This window comes from Massilia sp. Root418 (genome assembly GCF_001425265.1).
Lineage (GTDB): Bacteria > Pseudomonadota > Gammaproteobacteria > Burkholderiales > Burkholderiaceae_D > Rugamonas.
Genome location: NZ_LMEC01000003.1, coordinates 68,334 through 88,938, shown reverse-complemented (window position 1 = coordinate 88,938; position 20,605 = coordinate 68,334). Strand labels below are relative to the sequence as shown.

The following is a 20,605-nucleotide window of genomic DNA, read 5'->3' as shown; positions in this document are numbered from 1 at the left end:
TTCGGCTAGATTCACGGCACGCCCCGCCGCCTGTGCGGCGGGGCAGTTTTAAGAATTCAATCACCTGGAGTGATACATGAAAGCTCTGCTCGATCTATTCAAGCAAGTTCAGCAAAACGAGACGTTCGACGCGATCAAGATCGGTCTGGCCTCTCCTGAAAAAATCCGTTCGTGGTCCTACGGCGAAGTCAAAAAGCCGGAAACCATCAACTACCGCACCTTCAAGCCTGAGCGCGACGGCCTGTTCTGCGCCAAGATCTTTGGCCCGATCAAGGACTACGAGTGCCTGTGCGGCAAGTACAAGCGCCTCAAGCACCGCGGCGTGATCTGCGAAAAATGCGGCGTGGAAGTCACGCTGGCCAAGGTACGCCGCGAGCGCATGGGCCACATCGAGCTGGCTTCGCCGACCGCGCACATCTGGTTCCTGAAATCGCTGCCGTCGCGCCTGGGCATGGTCCTGGACATGACCCTGCGCGATATCGAACGCGTGCTGTACTTCGAAGCCTACGTCGTGACCGATCCCGGCATGACCCCGCTGAAGAAGTGCCAGATCATGTCGGAAGACGACTACGCCGCCAAGTACGAAGAGTACGGCGACGACTTCACCGCCTTCATGGGCGCCGAAGGTATCCGTGAACTGCTGCGCTCGATCGACATCCACCGCGATGCCGAGACCCTGCGCGTGGAACTGAAGGAATCGAAGTCCGAAGCGAAGATCAAGAAGTACGCCAAGCGCCTGAAAGTGCTGGAAGCATTCCAGCGCTCCGGCATCAAGCCGGACTGGATGATCATGGAAGTGCTGCCGGTGCTGCCGCCGGAACTGCGTCCGCTGGTCCCGCTGGACGGCGGCCGCTTTGCGACCTCCGACCTGAACGACCTGTATCGCCGCGTCATCAACCGTAACAACCGCTTGAAACGCCTGATGGAGCTGCGCGCTCCAGAGATCATCACGCGCAACGAAAAGCGCATGCTGCAAGAAGCAGTGGACTCGCTGCTGGACAACGGCCGTCGCGGCAAAGCGATGACCGGCGCCAACAAGCGTCCGCTGAAGTCGCTGGCCGAGATGATCAAAGGTAAGGGCGGCCGCTTCCGGCAGAACTTGCTGGGCAAGCGCGTCGACTACTCGGGCCGTTCGGTGATCGTGGTGGGTCCGCAGCTGAAACTGCACCAGTGCGGTCTGCCCAAGCTGATGGCCCTGGAACTGTTCAAGCCGTTCATCTTCAACAAGCTCGAACTGATGGGTCTGGCTACCACCATCAAGGCGGCCAAGAAACTGGTTGAGATTCAAGAGCCGGTGGTGTGGGACATCCTGGAAGAAGTCATCCGCGAACACCCGATCATGCTGAACCGTGCGCCTACGCTGCACCGTCTGGGCATCCAGGCGTTCGAGCCGGTCCTGATTGAAGGCAAGGCCATCCAGCTGCACCCACTCGTCTGCGCGGCGTTCAACGCCGACTTCGACGGTGACCAGATGGCTGTCCACGTGCCGCTGTCGATCGAAGCGCAGATGGAAGCCCGCACCCTGATGCTGGCCTCGAACAACATCCTGTTCCCGTCGAACGGCGAACCGTCCATCGTGCCTTCGCAGGATATCGTGCTGGGTCTGTACTACGCGACCCGCGAAGCGATCAACGCCAAGGGCGAGGGCATGCTGTTCCCGGACGTGTCCGAAGTGATCCGCGCCTACGACAACAAGGAAGTCGAACTGACCACGCGCATCACCGTGCGTATCGTCGAGAATCCAAAAGATCCGGCGACCGGCGAGTTCGTGCGCACCCTGACCCGTTATGAAACCACGGTCGGCCGCGCCATCCTGTCCGAGATCCTGCCGAAGGGCCTGCCATTCTCCGTGCTGAACCGCGCGCTGAAGAAGAAGGAAATCTCGAAGCTGATCAACACGTCGTTCCGCAAGTGCGGCCTGCGCGCCACCGTGGTGTTCGCCGACCAGCTGATGCAGTCCGGCTTCCGCCTGGCAACCCGCGCCGGTATTTCGATCTGCGTGGACGACATGCTGGTACCGCCACAGAAAGTCACCCTGATTTCGGCTGCAGAGTCCGAAGTCAAGCAGATCGAGCAGCAGTACGCTTCGGGTCTGGTGACGGCAGGCGAGCGTTACAACAAGGTGGTCGACATCTGGGGCAAGACCTCGGACGAAGTCGGCAAGGCCATGATGGACCAGCTGAAAGTGGAAGACGTTGTCAAGCGCGACGGCACCACCACCACCCAGGAATCGTTCAACGCGATTTACATGATGGCCGACTCGGGCGCCCGCGGTTCCGCAGCGCAGATTCGCCAGCTGGCGGGTATGCGTGGTCTGATGGCGAAACCGGACGGTTCGATTATCGAAACGCCGATTACCGCGAACTTCCGCGAAGGCCTGAACGTGTTGCAGTACTTCATCTCGACCCACGGCGCTCGTAAAGGTCTGGCGGATACGGCACTGAAGACCGCGAACTCGGGTTACCTGACCCGCCGTCTGGTCGACGTGACCCAGGATCTGGTCGTCATTGAAGATGATTGCGGCACCTCGAACGGCACGCTGATGAAGGCGATGGTCGAAGGCGGTGAAGTGATCGAAGCCCTGCGCGACCGTATCCTCGGCCGCGTGGCTGGCACCGACATCGTCAATCCTGAAACCCAGGAAACTGTGTTCGAAGCCGGCACCTTGCTGGACGAAGACATGGTGGAAGAAGTCGAGCGCATGGGCATTGACGAAGTCAAGGTCCGTACCCCGCTGACTTGCGACACGCGCTACGGCCTGTGCGCCAAGTGCTACGGCCGCGACCTGGGCCGCGGCATGCTGGTGAACTCCGGCGAAGCAGTCGGTGTGGTGGCGGCACAGTCGATCGGTGAGCCGGGTACCCAGCTGACCATGCGTACCTTCCACATCGGTGGTGCGGCATCGCGTGCGGCAGTGGCCTCCAGCGTGGAAGCGAAGTCGAACGGTACCATCCGCTTCACCTCGACCATGCGTTACGTCACCAACGGCAAGGGCGCGCAAATCGTCATTTCCCGTTCCGGTGAAGTGCTGATTACCGACGACCACGGCCGTGAGCGCGAGCGTCACAAAGTGCCGTACGGCGCGACCCTGATCGTCAAGGACGGCATGGTCATCAAGGCCGGTACGGCCCTGGCGACCTGGGATCCGCTGACCCGTCCGATCATCACCGAGTACGCCGGTACGGTGCGTTTCGAGAACGTCGAAGAAGGCGTGACCGTGGCCCGCCAGGTGGACGAAGTGACCGGTCTGGCGACCCTGGTGGTGATCGATGCCAAGCGCCGCGGTTCGCTGACCAAGACCATGCGTCCGCAGGTGAAACTGCTGAACGAAGACGGCGCCGAAGTGAAGATCGCCGGCACCGAACACGCAGTGGCGATCGGCTTCCAGGTCGGCGCGCTGATCATGGTGAAAGACGGCCAGCAAGTGTCCGTGGGTGAGGTTCTGGCGCGTATCCCGACCGAATCGCAGAAGACCCGCGACATTACCGGTGGTCTGCCGCGCGTTGCCGAGCTGTTTGAAGCACGTTCGCCGAAAGACGCGGGCATGCTGGCGGAAGTCACCGGTACGGTTGCGTTTGGTAAAGAAACCAAGGGCAAGCAGCGTCTGGAAATCACCGACATGGACGGCAACAAGCACGAGTTCCTGATTACCAAGGACAAGCAAGTGCTGGTGCACGACGGCCAGGTGGTGAACAAGGGCGAGATGATCGTGGACGGCCCTGCCGATCCGCAAGACATCCTGCGTCTGCTGGGTATCGAAGCGCTGGCGCGTTACATCGTTGACGAAGTGCAGGACGTGTACCGTCTGCAGGGCGTGAAGATTAACGACAAGCACATCGAAGTGATCGTGCGCCAGATGCTGCGCCGTGTTCAGATCGTCAACGCCGGCGACACCGACTACATCGTCGGCGAGCAGGTGGAGCGTTCCGAGCTGCTGGAAGAAAACGACCGCATGAATGCGGCTCAGAAGATTCCTGCAACCTACGAGAACGTGCTGCTGGGTATTACCAAGGCATCGCTGTCGACCGATTCGTTCATCTCGGCCGCATCGTTCCAGGAAACTACCCGCGTGCTGACCGAAGCAGCGATCATGGGCAAGCGCGACGGTCTGCGCGGCCTGAAAGAAAACGTGATCGTGGGCCGTCTGATCCCAGGCGGTACCGGTCTGGCCTTCCACCGCGCCCGCCGCGAGAAGGAAGTCTGGGAAGCGGAAGAACGCAAGGCCCTGCTGGACGCGGAACGCGCGGCCATCGTGGCCGAGCTGCCGGAAGAAGTTCCGCACAACAGCGACGAAGCGTAATCTCCAAGCGCCAAAGCAAAACGCCACCTTCGGGTGGCGTTTTTTTTTAGGCCGTCTGCTGCGGTCCGAAGATGTCGTCCAGCGTGTCCGCACCCAGCAAGGCGTCGGCCCATGCACCCAGCTGCTCGGTGCTCGCCTCAGCCAGCCTCTGCTGAATGGAATCGGGCAACGGTCCGAAGCGCTTGCTCGCCTGGCGCGCTATCAATTCAGCCTGCCCGCGTTGCCGGCCTTGTTGGAGGCCTTCTTCAATGCCCTTTTCCAGGCCCTTCTCCAGTCCCTCTAGCAGGCCCTTTTGTAGGCCCTTTTCGAGCGCCTCCCGCTCAAACGGCAGTAAATATTCCACGGCATGCTCCTTTCTCTTCTGCTCGATTTCTTGCCACAGGCTGGTTTCCATCTCAGCGGGCAAGCGCATCATCCAGCCTATCGCTCGCGCGAAGTCCATGGTACGCCCGCTGTCCCAATTGCGCTCGTAAAGCTGCTCAATCAGGTGCAGCTTGGCGGCGTAACGGTCGTCATGCTTGAGCCGAGTGCGCAGCGCCAGCACATGCGCCGCCGTCAAAAAGGCAAATGGATTGTTGCTTTGTAATAAATGATCAAGATCCCGCGCGTAGCGGGCCAGGGAAACCACGGCGAAGTCCAGCCAGAGGCTGCAGCCGAAGGCCTCGTAGCCAAAACGGTTCGGCGGGCTGCGCAAGCCGCTGTCGGCGGTGACGGCCATCGATGCGACCGGACCCCGATGACGGTCATAGATGCGGTAATTGTAGATAAAGATCCGCTCGGCAAAATTGCGGCCGGGCCAGTTCTGGACTTCCACGTGCACCAGGACTGCTTGCTCCGGCGAGCTGAGCGTACTGACCCTCACCAGGTTGTCGACACGGCGCGGTCCGATCACAGCATCGGTTGCCAGCTGGGCCAACTCCTGGTCAAGAAATTCGATCGGCTGCGTCCAGTTGATGTCAGCGTGCGCGGCCGGAAAATAGAAGGCCATAAACTCCGGGAAATAAGCGCGGACCGTGTTTTTCCAAGGCGTATCGTAGTTGTCTGCCATCGCGGCTCCCATGGATTGAAGGAGTATGGTGGCATGGCCGGGCCGGTGGGGAGTTGATACCGCGCAGCTTGCTTTGCGCAGTGAGCAAGCAAAATAGAAGGGGCCACTACGAAAGCGGCCCCCTTACTTCTGTGATGTACCCGCCCGGTAGCTTGAGTCAATCCGGAACAGCAGCACCTCACAACTACAGGATGGCACATTTGCGCCGAATGTAAAGCAGGATTTACAGTGGCTTGGTTAGCGTCAGCAGCGCCAAATCGTCGCGCAGCGGGATGCCGACGCTGGGATCGTCGTAGGGGAAGGGCAGGACTGCACCGGTTTTGCGGTAGCCGCGCCGCTCGTACCACGCGATCAGGCTGTCGCGCTGCTGGATGACAGAAATCTTGATAGCGGTGGCGCCGTGCTCGCGGGCATAACTTTCCGCAGCGGCCATAATGGCTTTGCCTGTGCCGCCGGCCTGAATGGCTGGATTAACCGCCAGCATGGAAAGATACCATTGGCTGTCGTCGCCCGGGCTGAGGGATACGCAGCCGAGTAAGCCGATATTCTCATCCTTGGCCGCAAATACGGTTGTGCTGCCGCCGCCGGCGATTTCCTGCAAGGTTTGCAGATCCACGCGCGGCCCGCTAATCAGTTCCGCCTCACTCGTCCAGCCGGTTCCGCGATAAGCTTCGTTGACGATATCGACGATTCGGCATAGGTCGTCAGTTTGCGCTTCAACTAATTTCATACGGGACCATAAGGGTTGTTGATCTGAGGAGACGCCTATTCTGCCATGAATGTCGCTTCTTTGGAGCGGTAGCATATAGGGGTACTGACACACGATGGCGCCATGGCTTTTTCCTGTTCGCCGATCAAATCAGGACGTGGCATGCGTACTGGCCTGGATGAGCGTGAATAAGACAACGCTCCGCTGGTCCTTAATTCGCATTCTCGTCTTTTCGTCCGCGCCGCAGGCATCCTTCACGTCAGGCGGATAGCCTTGAACAATTCTCCGCCGATATGATGCACTGCCCGGGTTCCGGGATTTCCGGCTCCGCTCTTCTATGTCCGAATGTGCTCCAGCGCGCAGCAACAGTTAATAGCAGAGTTATGATGGCCGTACGCGCATACTGGCCCGCTCCGCCTCATGGTGCACGTCGTTAATATCCATGGTGCAACATAAAGCCGCCTGCTTCGTCCTTCGGAAGAGAGGAAGACATGTTCGCTCCTGTTGAGATGGAAAGGCAGTGTTGACGTACGGGAGCAGGGGAGGCTGTGCGATGCGTCCAGCTGGCGCCACATGGTGCACGGCAGAATGCGGCTTCCGCCCGCGCGGCTACCGAATGCTATGCCAGATGCTGGCTTATCCGTGCTAAGATTTGGCCCATGATCGCCCAAGCCCTCTTCACCCCCGCCCAGCAGAAGCTGCTCGGCCTGATGTTCGTGCGCGTTAATGACGGTTTCCACCTCAACGAAATCATGCGCCTCACGGGACTGGGCAGCGCGTCCGCGCAACGCGAATTGCGCCGCCTTCATGATTCGGGTTTGATCGTCTCTGAGCGCATCGGCAATGTGCGCCGCTTCCGTCCGAACAAGGAAAGCCTGGTGTACGCGGAATTATCCAGCCTGGTCCGTAAAACTTTCGGCCTGGTGAGCGTGCTTAATTCCGCGCTCTCGCCGCTTGGGGACCAGCTGAATGTGGCCTTTGTGTACGGCGCCACCGCCAAGGAACAGGAAGCCAGTGAGGACAAGATAGAATTGCTGCTGATTGGCGACAACACCAGCTACGGCGAATTGCTGTCGCGTCTGCCGGTTGCCGAGCGTATTCTGCGCCGCAAGATTAATCCCAATCTTTATACGCTGCCGGATTTTCGGCGCCGCCTGCGCGAGCGCCAGCAATTTCTGGTGCACGTATTGCAGGAGCCGAAGGTATTTGTGTGGGGCGATGAAACGGATCTGACCTACGCCAGCCGCGTCGAGGAGAATTGAAATGGATAAGCCGAATGCGCGCTTTCAGAGTTTCAAGGAGTTTTATCCCTTTTACTTGCAAGAGCATTCGAATTCCACCTGCCGGCGGCTGCATTTTATTGGCACCAGCCTTATCCTGATTATCATCGCTGCGGCTGTGGTGCGCGGCACTTATGGCCTGCTGTGGTTTGTTCCGCTGGCCGGTTACGGTTTTGCCTGGGTCGGCCATTTCTTTTTTGAACATAATCGCCCGGCCACTTTTAAATATCCCTTATATAGCCTGTTGGGCGACTGGGTGATGTACCGCGACATGCTGATTGGCCGCGTCGCTTTTTAAGGCCAGCCCCGTTGTGGCGGCAACGCCGCAGCGCTGAGCGGCAAATCTTTTTTCTCCTTGACACTACCACGGCGCGCGCCGATCCTAGCCTCAGTGCGTGCGCTGACATCCGATCGGGAGACTAATGAAGGCCCTGTTTTACCCCGCCATCAAATTGATGGGCAGGCTCCGCTATGCGCACAAGTTTTTGCTGCTGGGCTTGCTCGCGCTGGGCGCCGTGGCGGTGCTCCAGCTCAGCTTGTACCGCGCGCTCGACAGGGTCATCGAGCCGTCCCGCCAGGAATTGCGCGGCCTGGAAGCGCTGGTGCGCCTGAACCGCGCCATCCAGCTGGTCCAGCACGACCGCGGCCTGGCTGCCGGACTGCTCGGTGGCAATAAGTCATTCACCCCCCGCCTGCAGGCCAAGGCGGCCGAGGTGGACCTGGCCTTCCTCAGGCTGGGCGAAGCACTGCCAGCCAAGGTGCTGGCGCAGCCGCGCTGGCGCGAGGTCAGCGCTGACTGGCGCTCGCTGCGCCAGTTCGGGCTGGAGTGGTCGCAGCAGACCAACACATTGCGTCACGAACAGCTGATCGCCAAGATGCTGGCATTGGCCTCGGACGTGGCCGACTCCAGCGCGCTCACACTGGACCCCGACATCGCCAGCTATTATTTGATGGACACCATCGTCAAGCTGCCCTTCTTCACTGAACGGCTGGGCCAGACGCGCGCGTTCGGCGCCGCCATCCTGGCGCGCAAGCGCGTCACGGAAGCCGAGCGCCTGGAAATGGCCGGCCTGCTGGGCCACACCCGCATCGCGCGAGATTTACAAACCGCCAACCTTGAAAAAGTCATCAGCTACAACCCCGCGTTGCGCAGCGTGCTGACCGGGCTGGACCGGAACGCGGAAGCCGGCATGGGCGTCGCGCTGGGCATGGTACAGGAAGACATCATCGGCGCACGCTTCGGCAGCAGTTCGGAAGAATACGTGGCGCAGTTCACCAGTCTGATCGACCAGATCTACGCCGGCGGCAACGAAGTGCTGGCGCCGGCCTTGCGCGGCCAAATCGAGCGGCGTATCGAACGGGCGCAAAGCAGCCTGGCCTGGACTGTGGTGCTCAGCGCACTCGCCTGCGCTGCCTTCGCCTACCTGGCGGTGGGCACTTACCTGGCGCTCACCGGGCAGATCCGCAGTGTGCTGGATACGCTGCGCACGCTCAACGAGGACAGCGCCGAGCGCGCCCGGCTGGTGGAGGCCATCGCGGCGGGCGACTTGAGCCGCGAGGTGCCCGAGCCGTCCGCGCTGGCCATCGGCCCGCTGGTGGCGCGGCGCGACGAGATCGGCGCACTGGTGGGCGCGATCGCCGCCATGAGCGACGCCCAGCACAGCCTGGGGCGCGGCTTCGCCCGCATGGCGCGCACGCTGCGCCTGCACCGCGAGGACGAGCGCCTGCAGGACTGGGCCAAGACCGGCATCAATGCGCTCAATATCGCGCTGCGCGGCGAACGTCCGCTGGCCGAGCTGAGCCAGGCCGTGGCCAGTTTCCTCACGCGCCACGTGGGCGGTGCGGTGGGCGCGCTGTATCTGTATGACGCGGAGCGCCAGTGGCTGGCCTTGGCGGCCAGTCACGCCTATACGCCCGGCACCGCGCCGCGCGCCGGCTTCGCGCTGGGCGAAGGCTGGGCCGGCAACGCGGCGCGCGAAGGCGCGGTCGCCGTGCTGGCGCCGGTGCCGGCCGCCTATTTGGACGTGGCGTCCGCGCTGGGCCAGGCCGCGCCGGCCGCCGTGGCGGCGGTGCCGCTGGTGCACAACGGCGCACTGGTGGGACTGGTGGAAATCGGCACCTTCGGCCAGTTCGAGGCGCCCGCGCTGGCCTGGCTGCGCCAGGCGGCCGAGGCGGCGGCGGTGGCCATCGGCGTGGAGCACGCGCGGCGCCGCGTGGCGGACCTGCTGGAGCAGACCCAGGTGCAGACCGAGGAATTGCTGGCGCAGCAGGAAGAGCTGCAGCAGTCCAACGTGGAACTGGAAGAGCGCGCCCAGTTGCTGGAACAGCAGCGCGAAGTGATACGCCAGAAGAGCGCTGAAAGCGAGCAGGCCAGCCGCGATCTGCGCCGCAAGGCCGACGAGCTGGAGCGCACCAGCGCCTACAAGTCCGAGTTCCTGGCCAATATGTCGCACGAACTGCGCACGCCGCTGAACAGCATGCTCATCCTGTCGAGCTTGCTGCAGCAAAACAAGGAGGGCAAGCTGAGCGGCAAGCAGGTGGAGTATGCCGGCACCATCCACAGTGCGGGCAGGGATCTGCTCAACCTGATCAACGACATCCTGGACCTGTCGAAAATCGAGGCGGGGCGCGTCGAGCTGCACCTGGAGGACGTGGCGCTGGCCGGGGTGGCCGAGCAGATGCGGGCCCTGTTCCAGCCGCTGGCCGAGCACCAGGGGCTGGACTTCAGCGTGGACATCGCCGCCGGCACGCCGCCGCTGTTGCATACCGATGGCCAGCGCCTGCAGCAGATTTTGAAGAACCTGCTGGCCAACGCGGTCAAGTTCACGCCGGCGGGCAGGGTGGCCATGAACGTGCGCCGCGCGCGGGACGGCGAACACGGCCTGGCCGGCGAGGCGCTGGCGTTTGCCGTCAGCGACACCGGCGTGGGCGTGGCGGCCGATCAGCAGGAGCGCATCTTCCGCGCCTTCCAGCAGGCCGACGGCTCGGCCAGCCGCAAGTTCGGCGGCACCGGCCTGGGCCTGTCGATTTCGCGCCAGCTGGCGCGCCGCATGGGCGGCGAGATAGGGCTCGGCAGCACGGCGGGCGCGGGCAGCACCTTCACCCTGTTCCTGCCGCTCGACGCGGGCGCGGTGCAGTCCGCACCGCTGCCGGCTGCCGCCCCGCTGGGCGCGCCAGCCTATCCGGGCCGCGCCGCCCAGATCGGCGCCGCGCCGCCGGGCGTACCCGCCGCGCCCCCGGCCATGGTGATGGATGACGACCGCGATGCGGTGCAGCCGCAGTGCCGCTGCATCCTCATCGTGGAGGACGACCTGGCGTTCGCCCGCATCCTGCGCGATACCGTGCGCGGGCATGGCTTCCAGGCCATTGTCGCCTGCGACGGCGAGGACGGCCTGGTACTGGCCGAGCGCTATCTCCCCAACGCCATCCTGCTGGACGTCATGCTGCCCCATATTGACGGCTGGGGCGTCATGCGCAGCATCAAGGACAATCCCGCCACGCGCCACATCCCGGTGCACTTCATCACCTGCCTGGAAGACCGCCAGAAGGCCATGGGCCTGGGCGCCATCGGCTTCATCACCAAGCCGGTCACCGCCGGGCAGCTGGACGCGGTGCTCGATTCCATCGGCGCGGCCATCGCGCGCACCGACAAGCACCTGCTGGTGGTGGAGGACGACGAATTCGAAGCCATGACCGTGGCCGAGCTGCTGCAGACCGATGGCCTGGACATCACCATCGCCCATTCCGGCAGCGCCGCGCTGGCCCTGCTGGCGGACAAGCGCTACGACTGCATGGTGCTGGACCTGGGCCTGGCCGACATGAGCGGCTTCGAGCTGCTCGACCGCCTGCGCGACAGCGCCTGCGCACCGCAGATGCCGGTGATCGTGCATTCCGGCCGGACCCTGAACGAAGTGGACGAGGCGCGCCTGCGCCGCTACACGGACAGCATCATCGTGAAGGGCGCCAAGAGTCCGGAGCGGCTGATGGGCGAAGTGAGCCTGTTCCTGCACCTGGTGGAAAGCTCGCTGCCGCAGGACCAGCAGAAAATGATCCGCCGCGCGCTCGACAAGGAAGCCATGTTCGAGCAGCGCAAGGTGCTGCTGGTGGACGACGACATCCGCAACATCTTCTCGCTGTCCTCGGTGCTGGCCGAGAAGGGCATGCACATCGTGGAAGCGGGCGATGGCGCCGAAGCGCTGGCGCAGCTGCAGGCGCACCCGGACATCGACATCGTGCTGATGGATATCATGATGCCGGAAATGGACGGCTTCGAGGCCATGCGCCGCATCCGCCGCGATCCGCGCTGGGCGCGCCTGCCCATCATCGCGCTCACCGCCAAGGCCATGCTGGGCGACCAGAAGCAGTGCCTGGATGCGGGCGCGAGCGACTACCTGGCCAAGCCGGTAGAGCTGGACAAGCTGTTTTCGCTGATGCGCGTGTGGCTGTACCAGGCCGGGGAGACGGCGTGAACGAGCAGGACATCGTGGCGCTGGAGGTCGGCCTGCTGGTGGGCGCCGTCAAGGAGGCGCACGGCTACGACTTCAGCGGCTACGCCACCGCCTCGCTCACGCGGCGGCTGTCGGCGTGGCTGGCCGGGTCGGGCTTCGCCAGCTTCGGCGCGGCCACCTCGGCGCTGCTGCGCGACATGCAGCTGTGCCGCGCGATGGTGGAGGAAGTCACCGTCAACGTGTCCGACATGTTCCGCGACCCCACCTTCTTCAAGGCCCTGCGCGAGGACGTGCTGCCGCACCTGCGCACCTACCCGCACGCCAAGATCTGGGTGGCCGGCTGCGCCGGGGGCGAGGAGGTGCTGTCGCTGGCCATCCTGCTGCGCGAGGCCGGCATGGAAGGGCAGTGCCGCATTTACGCCACCGACCTGAACGAGTCCGTGCTGGAGCGCGCGCGCCAGGGCGTGTTCGAGCTGCGCGACATGCGGCGCTACACGCAGAACTACCAGCAGGCCGGCGGCAGCGCCGCCTTCTCCGACTATTACGTGGCGCGCTATGGCCGCGCGCTGTTCGACCCGGGCCTGCTGCGCGGCGTGGTGTTCGCCGCGCACAACCTGGCCACCGATGCGGACTTCAGCGAGATGCAGCTGATCCTGTGCCGCAACGTGATGATCTACTTCAAGCCGGCCCTCAAGGAACGCCTGCTGTCGCTGTTCGACGGCTGCCTCACGCCGGGCGGCTTCCTCTGCCTGGGCAGCAAGGAAACGCTGGAGCAGCGCGCCGTCGCGCCGCGCTACCGCGAAGTGGCCGCGCCGGCCCGCATCTACCGCAAGCAGTACGCCGCCGGGGCGCCCGCATGAACGCGCGCTCCCCCGCAGCCGGCCGGCAGCGGCTGCGGCGCCCGCGCTTCCGCGCCGTCGTGCTGGGCGTGTCCATGGGCGGCGTGGAGGCGCTGCAGCGCGTGCTACCGGCCTTGCCGCCGGACTTTCCGCTGCCGCTGCTGGTGGTCATCCACCTCTCGCCCGGCGCCGGCGACAGCCTGGCGCGCCTGCTCGACAGCGGCGCCGCGCTGCGCGTGAAGGAAGCCGACGAGGGCGAACTGCCGCAGCCCGGCTGCGCCTACCTGGCGCCTGCCGGTTACCACCTGCTGGTGGAGCGCGATGGCAGGCTGGCGCTGTCGGCGGACGCGCCGGTGAGTTTCGCGCGCCCCTCGGTGGATGTGCTGTTCGAATCGGCCGCCGCCTGCTATGGCTGCGCGCTGGCCGGTGTGGTGCTGACCGGCGCCGGCGCGGACGGCGCCGACGGCCTGGCGTGCATCGCCCGGCTGGGCGGCTACACCATCGTGCAGGACCCGGCCGACGCGGCCATGGACCTGATGCCGCGCGCCGCGCTGGCCCGGCTCGCGCCCGCCACGCCGAACGCCATCGCCACGCTGGCGAGCCTGCCGCTGCTGCTGCAACGCCTGGCGGCCCTGGAGACCGCATGAACCAGCGCGCTGCCATCCAGGCCACGGCGCCGGTGCTGCTGGTGGACAGCGACAGCGCCGCCCTGGCGGCGCTGGCCGCGCTGCTGGACGGCCTGCCCGGGCTGGAGCTGGTAACCGCCGGCGGCGGCGAGGAGGCCCTGCGCCAAGTGCTGCGGCGCGATTTCGCGCTGGTGCTGATGGCCGTGCAGATGCCCGGCATGGACGGCTACGAAGCGGCCGCGCTGCTGCGCGCCAATCCGAAAACGCGCCAGGTCCCCCTCGTGTTCCTCAGCGCCGAGGCGGACGGCGGCGCCACGCTGCGGGGCTACCGCAGCGGTGCGGCGGACTACCTGGTCCAGCCGGTCGACGCGGCGGTGCTGCACGCCAAGGTGAGCCTGTTCGCCACGCTGTACCGCCAGCGCCTGGCCATTGCCGCAGCCGAGCGCCCTGCGGTGGCGGAGCACGCGGTGGCGGCGCAGCGCGCGGGCCCGGACAGCGGGCAACTGCGCCTGCTGCTGGTGGACGACCAGCCGGCCAACCTGCTGGCGCTGGAAGGCTTGCTGGCGGACCTGGCCGAGCAGTCCGGGGTGCAGCTGGTCCGCGCCGGCTCCGGTCCGGAAGCGCTGCGCGCGGTGCTGCGGGCCGACTTCGCGGCCGTGCTGCTGGACGTGCAGATGCCCGGCATGGACGGCTTCGAAACGGCCGAGCTGCTGCGCGCCAATCCCCGCACCAGTACCTTGCCCATCATTTTCGTCACAGCCGGCATGAAAGACCGGGCGGCCCAGTTCAAGGGCTATGAGCTGGGCGCGGTGGACTACCTGATCAAGCCGGTGGAACCGCACGTGCTGGTGTCCAAGGCGCGCGTGTTCTGCGAGCTGTACCGCCAGCGCGTGGCGCTGGAGCAGCAGGGCGCGCGCCTGGAAGCGCTGGTGGCCGAGCGCACCGAGGCGCTGCGCCGCAGCGCCGGCGAGCTGTCCGATTCGCGCGAGCGCTACCGCCGCCTGCTGAGCGCCGTCACGCACCAGCTGTTTTCGCTGCGCCGCGCAGGCGGGCAGCTGCGCTCCCACGGCCACGGCTCGGGCTGCGAAGCCGTCACCGGCTATCCGGCGCAGGCCTTCCACGACGACCCCACGCTGTGGCTCACCATCGTGGCCGAGCCGGAGCGCGCGCTGGTTGCGGCGCGCGCCGCCGCCGCGCTGGACGGTGGCGCCATCAGCCAGTGCGAGCACCGCATCCGCTGCGGCGACGGCGCGCTGCGCTGGGTGCGCTCCACCTTCGTGCGCGCCGGCAGTACCGGCAGTCCGGCCTGCGATGTGCTGATCGAGGACATCGACCAGCGCCGCCGCGGCGAGGAGGAGCGTGCGCACCTGGTGGACCAGCTGGCGCTGGCTACCCGCGCGGCGCGGCTCGGCATCTGGGACTGGAACCTGGCCACCAACGAGCTGCTGTGGGACGAGCGCATGTACCGCCTGTGCGGCGTGGCGCCCGGCCAGCTGGGCGACGCGCACCAGACCTGGCTGGCCACCACCCACCCGGACGACCGCCAGCTGTGCGAACGCGCCATGCAGCGCGCGCTGGAGGGCGACCAGCCCTACGAGATCGAGTTCCGCGTCATCCATCCGGACGGCAGCATCCGCTACATGAAGTCGGACGGCCAGGTGCTGCGCAACGCGCAAGGCCAGGCGGTGCGCATGACCGGCACCCACCACGACATCACCGAGCGCAAACAAGCCGAAGAAGAAATGCGGCGCCACCGCGACCACCTGCTGGAACTGGTGGACGAGCGCAACGCCAGCCTGCGCGCCATCGTCGACAACGCGGCCGACGGCATCATCTCCCTGGACGAGCAGGGCGTCATCCTGAGCTTCAACCGCGCCGCCGAGGAAATGTTCGGCTACGGGGAAGCGGAAATCCTGGGGCGCCCGGTGGGCAAGCTGATCCCGCATGCCGGGCGGGCCGCACGGCGCGATCCCGGCGCGGCCACGCTGCGCAGCGTGGAACTGGAAGGCCAGCGGCGCGACGGCAGCGCATTCCCCATGCACGTGGCGATCAGCGAGGTGGAGGTGGGCGGGCGGCCGCGCGTGATCGGCATCCTGCGCGACATTTCGCAGCAAAAGGCGGCCGAGGCCAGCCTGATCGCGGCGCGCAACGCGGCTGAAACGGCCAGCCAGGTCAAGTCCGAGTTCCTGGCCAAGATGAGCCACGAGCTGCGCACGCCGCTCAACGCGGTGATCGGGTTCTCGCAGCTGATGTCGCGTTCCGGCACCCTGCTGCCGGACCAGCAGCGCAACCTGGACATCATCCACCGCTCCGGCCGGCACCTGCTCACGCTGATCAACGATGTGCTGGCGCTGTCCAAGATCGAGGCCGGCGGCACGCGCCTGGAAGCGGCCGACACGGCCCTGGCGCGCCTGCTGGAGGAAGTGGCGGAGATGCTGCGCATCCGCGCGCAGAACGCCGGGCTGGACCTGGAACTGGTCATGGAACAGCTGCCGGCGGCCGTGCAGGTGGACGCGGTCAAACTGCGCCAGGTGCTCATCAACCTGCTGGGCAATGCGCTCAAGTTCACGCAGCAGGGGCGGGTGCAGCTGCGGGCCGGCGGCCAGTTGCTGCAGGGCCGGCAGGCGGGGCAGGCGCGCGTCAGCTTCGTCATCAGCGACACCGGCATCGGCATGGCGCCGGGCGACCTGCAGCGCATCTTCGATCCCTTCGTGCAGGTGGGCGGCCCGGCCAGCGAAAGCGGCACCGGCCTGGGCTTGGCGATATCGCGCCAGTATGTGGAACTGCTGGGCGGCGAGCTGCAGGTGGAGTCGGAGCCGGGGCGGGGCTCGTCGTTCCGCTTTGCGCTGACCTTGCCGCTGGCCGACGCGCCGTGTGCCTCGCCGGTGGCGGCCGGGCCGGCAGGCGGCGCGGTGCTGGGCCTGCCGCTGCACGAGCGCGGCAAGCGTGTGCTGGTGGTGGACGACGACCGCGAATCCCAGCTGCTGCTGGGGGAGCTGCTGGAGCCGCTGGGCTTCGTGGTGGCGTTCGCGGGCAACGGCCTGGAAGCGCTGGCGCGCATGGCCAGCTTCGCGCCGCAGCTGGTGCTGATGGACTGGCGCATGCCGGAACTGGACGGCCTGGCGGCGATACGGCGCATCCGCAGCCAGCCCGATTGCGGCGAGGTGCGCATCATCATGTGCACGGCCAGCGCGTTCGAGGAGCAGTGCCAGGTGGCGCTGGAAGCGGGCGCGGATGCCTTCCTGCGCAAGCCGCTGGACACGGCGGAACTGTATGGCCGCATCGAGCAGCTGCTGGGGGTGCGCTTCCAGCGCGCCGCCTGCGCCGAAAGCGGCGCCGCCGCGCCCGGCCTGGTGCCGCTGCGGAAGGAGGAGCTGGCGCACTTGCCGGCCGAAGTGAAGCTGGCGCTGAGGGAAGGCTCGGTGGCGCTGGACCAGCAGCGGCTGGCGGGCGCGCTGGCCGCGGTCGAGAGCATTTGTCCCGACCTGGCGCTGCGCCTGCGGCATATGACGCAGGCGTTCCGTTACCGGGAGCTGTTCGCGCTGCTATCGGAGGGCTGAGGCATGCGTGCTTGGCGGGTTACGCTGCGCTAACCCGCCCTACGGGCACCGGCAGGACGGCGTGGCAGGGGATCGGCGTAGGGCGGGTTAGCAGCTTGCTGCGTAACCCGCCATGGCGCCTACTTCGTGTCGGCGATCCAGCGGTCCACCTTCGCTTCCAGCAGGCTGAGTGGCACGGTGCCGTCGCCCAGCACGATCTCGTGGAATGCCGGCAGGCTGAATTTCGGGCCCAGCGCCTTCTGCGCGCGCTGGCGCAGTTCCACGATCTTCAGGGAACCGATCTTGTAGCCCAGGGCCTGCCCCGGCCACGCCATGTAGCGCTCGGTTTCGCTCTTGGCCACGGCGTCGTAGCCCAGCGTGTCGCGCATGTACTGGATGGTCTGCTCGCGGGTCCAGCCCTTGGCGTGCAGGCCGGTGTCCACCACCAGGCGGGTGGCGCGCAGCAGCTCGTCGTTCAGGTGGCCGAAGTACTGCGCCGGGTCGTCGAACAGGCCCATCTCCTTGCCCAGCGTTTCCGCGTACAGCGCCCAGCCTTCAGTAAAGGCGTTGTTGCCGCCGTATTTCCGGAACAGCGGCTGGTCCAGCTCCTGCGTCAGTGCGATATGGAAGTGGTGGCCCGGTTTGCCCTCGTGCAGGAACAGCGTGTTCATGCCCGTGCTGCCGTACTTGGCCGGGTCGTTCACCACCGACCAGAACACGCCCGGGCGCGAACCGTCGCCGGCCGGGGCGGTGTAGTGGTCGGCGGCGGTGGCGCGGCTCAGCTCAGGCTCCAGGCGCAGGTCCAGCCTGGCCTTCGGCACCAGCGTGAACATGGCGGGCAGCTTGGTGTCCAGCAGGTCGTTCAGCTTGCGGTACACGGCCTGCACTTCGTCTTCCGTTTTGAACGGGTAGAACTTCGGCTGTTCGGACACCCACACCGGCAAGCCGGCGGCCGGGCCGTTGTAGCCCAGCTTGGGGCCCAGCACGGCGAACTGCTGCTGGATGCGCGCCACTTCCTTCAGGCCGATGGCGTGGATCTGCTCCGGCTGCATGGACGTGGTGGTGGATGAGGCCACCGCCGCCAGGTACCACTCCCGGCCCTGCGGCAGAGCGCCCCAGCCGGCGCTGTCGCGCGCGGCCGGCAGGTAGTCGGCTTCCATGAACTGTGCCAGCCGCTCCAGTGCGGGATTGAGCTTGACGATGGCGTCTTTGTAGGCGGCGGTCAGGCGCTGCTTGTCCGCGTCGGAGAAGGAGGCCGGCAGCTTGTTGATGGAGGCGTAGTAGATGCTCGCTTCCGGCGTGGCGCTCGGCAGCTTCTTGAACTGCGGCAGGGCCGACTGCACCAGCGCCTTCGGCAGCACCACGCGCCTGGCCATGCCTTCGCGCATATTGGCAATGGCCTGGTCTATCCACGCGGGCAGCTGCGTCAGGCGGCTCAGGTAGGCCTCGTATTGCTTGACCGTGCCGATGGGCTGCGACGCTTCGCCGCCGGCAAAATTGGCCAGCGTGACCGGCATGCTGTCCATCTGGTTCAGCGGCAGCAGATGCTCGGGGAACGGCTCGAACGACAGCAGGGTTTTCAGCTCGAAGGCCAGCACGTCATAGTGAATGCGGTCGCTGCGGTCCAGCTGCGCGCGTGCGATGGCTTTCAGGCGTTTCTGGTAGGCGTGGTACAGCGCGAACTGTTTGGCGCGCACCGCGGGCGCAATGCTCATGCCGATCTGGTCGTCGAAGCGGTTGTCGCCGTTCTGGGTGGCGTTCACCGGCTCGTAGCGCGCCAGCGCGGCGTAGTAGTCGTCGGCCAGGGTGCTGAACTGCTGCTTGGCGGCCGGCGCGCTGACGGCGGGCGGCTTGCCGGCAGCGGCATGGGCGGCATGGGCTGGCGCGCAGGCCAGGGCGACGGCGGCGGCCATGGTGGCCATAGTGGCCATGGTGGCCATAGAGGCCAGGCTGATGCGGTGTTTCATGGTGTTCCTGTTCGGGTAGTTTATTTGGTCTCGGCGATCCATTGATCGACCTTGGCTTCCAGCAGGCTGAGTGGCACGGTGCCATCGCCCAGTACCACTTCGTGGAAGGCGGGCAGGCTGAATTTCGGGCCCAGCGCGCGCTCGGCGCGCTCGCGCAGCGCGCTGATGCGCAGTTGGCCGATCTTGTAGCCCAGCGCCTGGCCGGGCCAGGCCATGTAGCGCTCCGTCTCGCTCTTGGCGCGGCCCTCGAAGCCCAGCGTGTCGCGCATGTAGGCGATGGCCTGTTCGCGGGTCCAGCCCTTCGCATGCAGGCCGGTGTCCACCACCAGGCGCGCAGCGCGGAACAGCGCGGCGTTCAGGTGGCCGAAGTACTGCGCAGGATCGTCGAACACGCCCATCTCGTTGCCCAGCGATTCCGCGTACAGCGCCCAGCCCTCGGTATAGGCGTTGTTGCCGCCGAATTTGCGGAAGTCCGGCATGGCCAGTTCCGGCATGCGCGCCAGGTGGAAGTGGTGGCCCGGTTTGCCCTCGTGCAGATACAGCGTGGTCATGCCGGTGGCGTTGTATTTGGCGGGGTCGTTCACCACCGACCAGAACACGCCGGGGCGGCTGCCGTCGATGGAAGGTGCTGTGTAGTGGTTGGCGGCGGTGGCGCGCGTCAGCTCGGGCTCCAGCTGCAGGTCCAGCCTGGCCTTCGGCAGCACGGAGAACATGGCCGGCAGCCTGGTGTCGAGCAGGGCGTTCAGCTTGTGGAACACCGCCTGCACTTCGGCGTCGGTCTTGAAGGGGAAGAACCGGGGCTGCTTCGATACCCACAGCGGCAGGCCGGCGGCCGGGCCGGTGTAGCCGAGCTTTTCGCCCACGGCTTGCATTTGCTGCTGGATACGCGCCACTTCCTGCAGGCCGATGGCGTGCACCTCGTCCGGCTTGAGCGCGGTGGTGGTCTGTAGCGCCACGTAAGCCTGATACCAAGCCGCGCCGTTCGGCAGCGCGCCGTAGCCTGCCGTGTCGCGGCAGGCCGGCAGGTAGTCGTTTTCGACGAAGGCGGCCAGGCGCGCCAGCGCCGGCAGCACCTTGGTACCGACGGTGTCGCGGTAGGCAGCCGCCAGGCGCTGCTTGTCGGCGTCGGCGAAGGCGGCTCCGGGCAGCTTCTTCAGCGGCGCTGCGTAGGCGCTGCTGTCCGCGCTGGCGGCGGCCAGCGATTTCAGCTGCGGCAGCAGTGAGGCCATCAGCGCCTTCGGCTGCACTACGCCCTTGCGCATGCCTTCGCGCATATTGACGATGGCCTGGTCTATCCAGCCCGGCAGCTGCTGCAGGCGGCTCAGGTAGGCCTCGTATTCCTTCACGGTGCCGATAGGCTGGGGCCCTTCGCCGCTGGCCAGGTTGGCCAGCATCACCGGCATGCTGCTCATCTGCTCCAGCGGCAGCAGGTGGTCGGGGAAGGGCGCCAGCGACAGCAGCGACTTCAGTTCGAAGTCCAGGATGTCGTAGCTGATGCGGTCTTCACGCCCCAGTTGCGAGCGCGGGATGGCGTGCAGGCGCCTGGCGTACTGCCGGTACAGCGCGAACTGCTGCGCGCGCCGCTGCGGTGAGATGGTGAGGCCGAGCTGGTCGTCGTAGCGGTTGTTGCCGCTGGCGGTGGCCGCCATGGGGTCGAAGCGCGCCACGGCTTCGTAGTATTCGCCGGCCAGGGCCAGCAGGCGTTTCTGCGCGGGCGCTGCGGATCTGGCGGCGGCGGCATTGGCGGCATTGGCGGCAGCGCTGGCGTTGTGGGCCAGCGGCGCCCCGGCGAGCAGCATGGCGATAGCCAGTGCGGCGGGCTTGGTGCGGAGTTTCATGCGGCGTTTCC

General features: G+C 66.0%; 11 protein-coding genes. 7 read left to right on the top strand and 4 right to left on the bottom strand.

All coding sequences use genetic code 11. The annotated features are described in order from the left end of the window. Window positions 1-76 precede the first annotated feature (76 nt). Entirely contained in the window at window positions 77-4,300 is a 4,224-nt protein-coding gene (rpoC, locus tag ASC94_RS06795; protein ID WP_056392613.1) for a DNA-directed RNA polymerase subunit beta', read from the top strand. Between the two features lie 46 nt (window positions 4,301-4,346). Here the strand turns inward: rpoC and ASC94_RS06790 are convergent, their stop codons facing one another. Continuing rightward, the gene (locus ASC94_RS06790; protein WP_162251397.1) at window positions 4,347-5,348 is read right to left on the bottom strand and encodes a DUF4351 domain-containing protein; all 1,002 of its coding nucleotides are present in this window, start codon (window positions 5,346-5,348) and stop codon (window positions 4,347-4,349) included. A 223-nt stretch (window positions 5,349-5,571) separates the two neighbouring features. Continuing rightward, the gene (locus tag ASC94_RS31560; RefSeq protein ID WP_162251396.1) at window positions 5,572-6,078 is read right to left on the bottom strand and encodes a GNAT family N-acetyltransferase; all 507 of its coding nucleotides are present in this window, start codon (window positions 6,076-6,078) and stop codon (window positions 5,572-5,574) included. A 638-nt stretch (window positions 6,079-6,716) separates the two neighbouring features. On the opposite strand from ASC94_RS31560, the gene ASC94_RS06780 reads away from it, so the two are divergent. The 6 genes from ASC94_RS06780 to ASC94_RS06755 all read left to right on the top strand — a co-directional run bounded on the left by ASC94_RS06780 (window position 6,717) and on the right by ASC94_RS06755 (window position 16,810). Further along, entirely contained in the window at window positions 6,717-7,319 is a 603-nt protein-coding gene (locus ASC94_RS06780; protein ID WP_056392607.1) for a hypothetical protein, read from the top strand. Between the two features lies 1 nt (window position 7,320). Further along, entirely contained in the window at window positions 7,321-7,635 is a 315-nt protein-coding gene (locus tag ASC94_RS06775; protein ID WP_056392606.1) for a DUF962 domain-containing protein, read from the top strand. Window positions 7,636-7,759: 124 nt separating this feature from the next. After that, window positions 7,760-11,806: a response regulator gene (locus ASC94_RS06770; protein WP_056392603.1), complete on the top strand. Its 4,047-nt coding sequence runs from the start codon at window positions 7,760-7,762 to the stop codon at window positions 11,804-11,806. Further along, window positions 11,803-12,645: a protein-glutamate O-methyltransferase CheR gene (locus ASC94_RS06765; protein WP_056392601.1), complete on the top strand. Its 843-nt coding sequence runs from the start codon at window positions 11,803-11,805 to the stop codon at window positions 12,643-12,645. Before ASC94_RS06770 ends, ASC94_RS06765 begins: the two co-directional genes overlap by 4 nt. Further along, window positions 12,642-13,271, top strand: a complete 630-nt coding sequence (locus tag ASC94_RS06760) for a chemotaxis protein CheB (protein ID WP_056392599.1) — start codon at window positions 12,642-12,644, stop codon at window positions 13,269-13,271. The genes ASC94_RS06765 and ASC94_RS06760 overlap by 4 nt, the downstream gene beginning before the upstream one ends. Further along, complete coding sequence (locus ASC94_RS06755; protein ID WP_056392597.1) at window positions 13,268-16,810, top strand: response regulator; 3,543 nt, start codon at window positions 13,268-13,270, stop codon at window positions 16,808-16,810. Before ASC94_RS06760 ends, ASC94_RS06755 begins: the two co-directional genes overlap by 4 nt. 119 nt (window positions 16,811-16,929) lie before the next feature. On the opposite strand, the gene ASC94_RS06750 is transcribed toward ASC94_RS06755, so the two are convergent. After that, window positions 16,930-18,756 carry a DUF885 family protein gene (locus tag ASC94_RS06750; protein WP_056392595.1) on the bottom strand — a complete coding sequence of 609 codons (1,827 nt, stop codon included), beginning with the start codon at window positions 18,754-18,756 and terminating at the stop codon, window positions 16,930-16,932. A gap of 20 nt (window positions 18,757-18,776) precedes the next feature. Beyond that, a complete protein-coding gene (locus ASC94_RS06745) occupies window positions 18,777-20,594 on the bottom strand; it encodes a DUF885 family protein (RefSeq protein WP_056392593.1) in 1,818 nt (605 codons plus the stop codon). Window positions 20,595-20,605 lie beyond the last annotated feature (11 nt).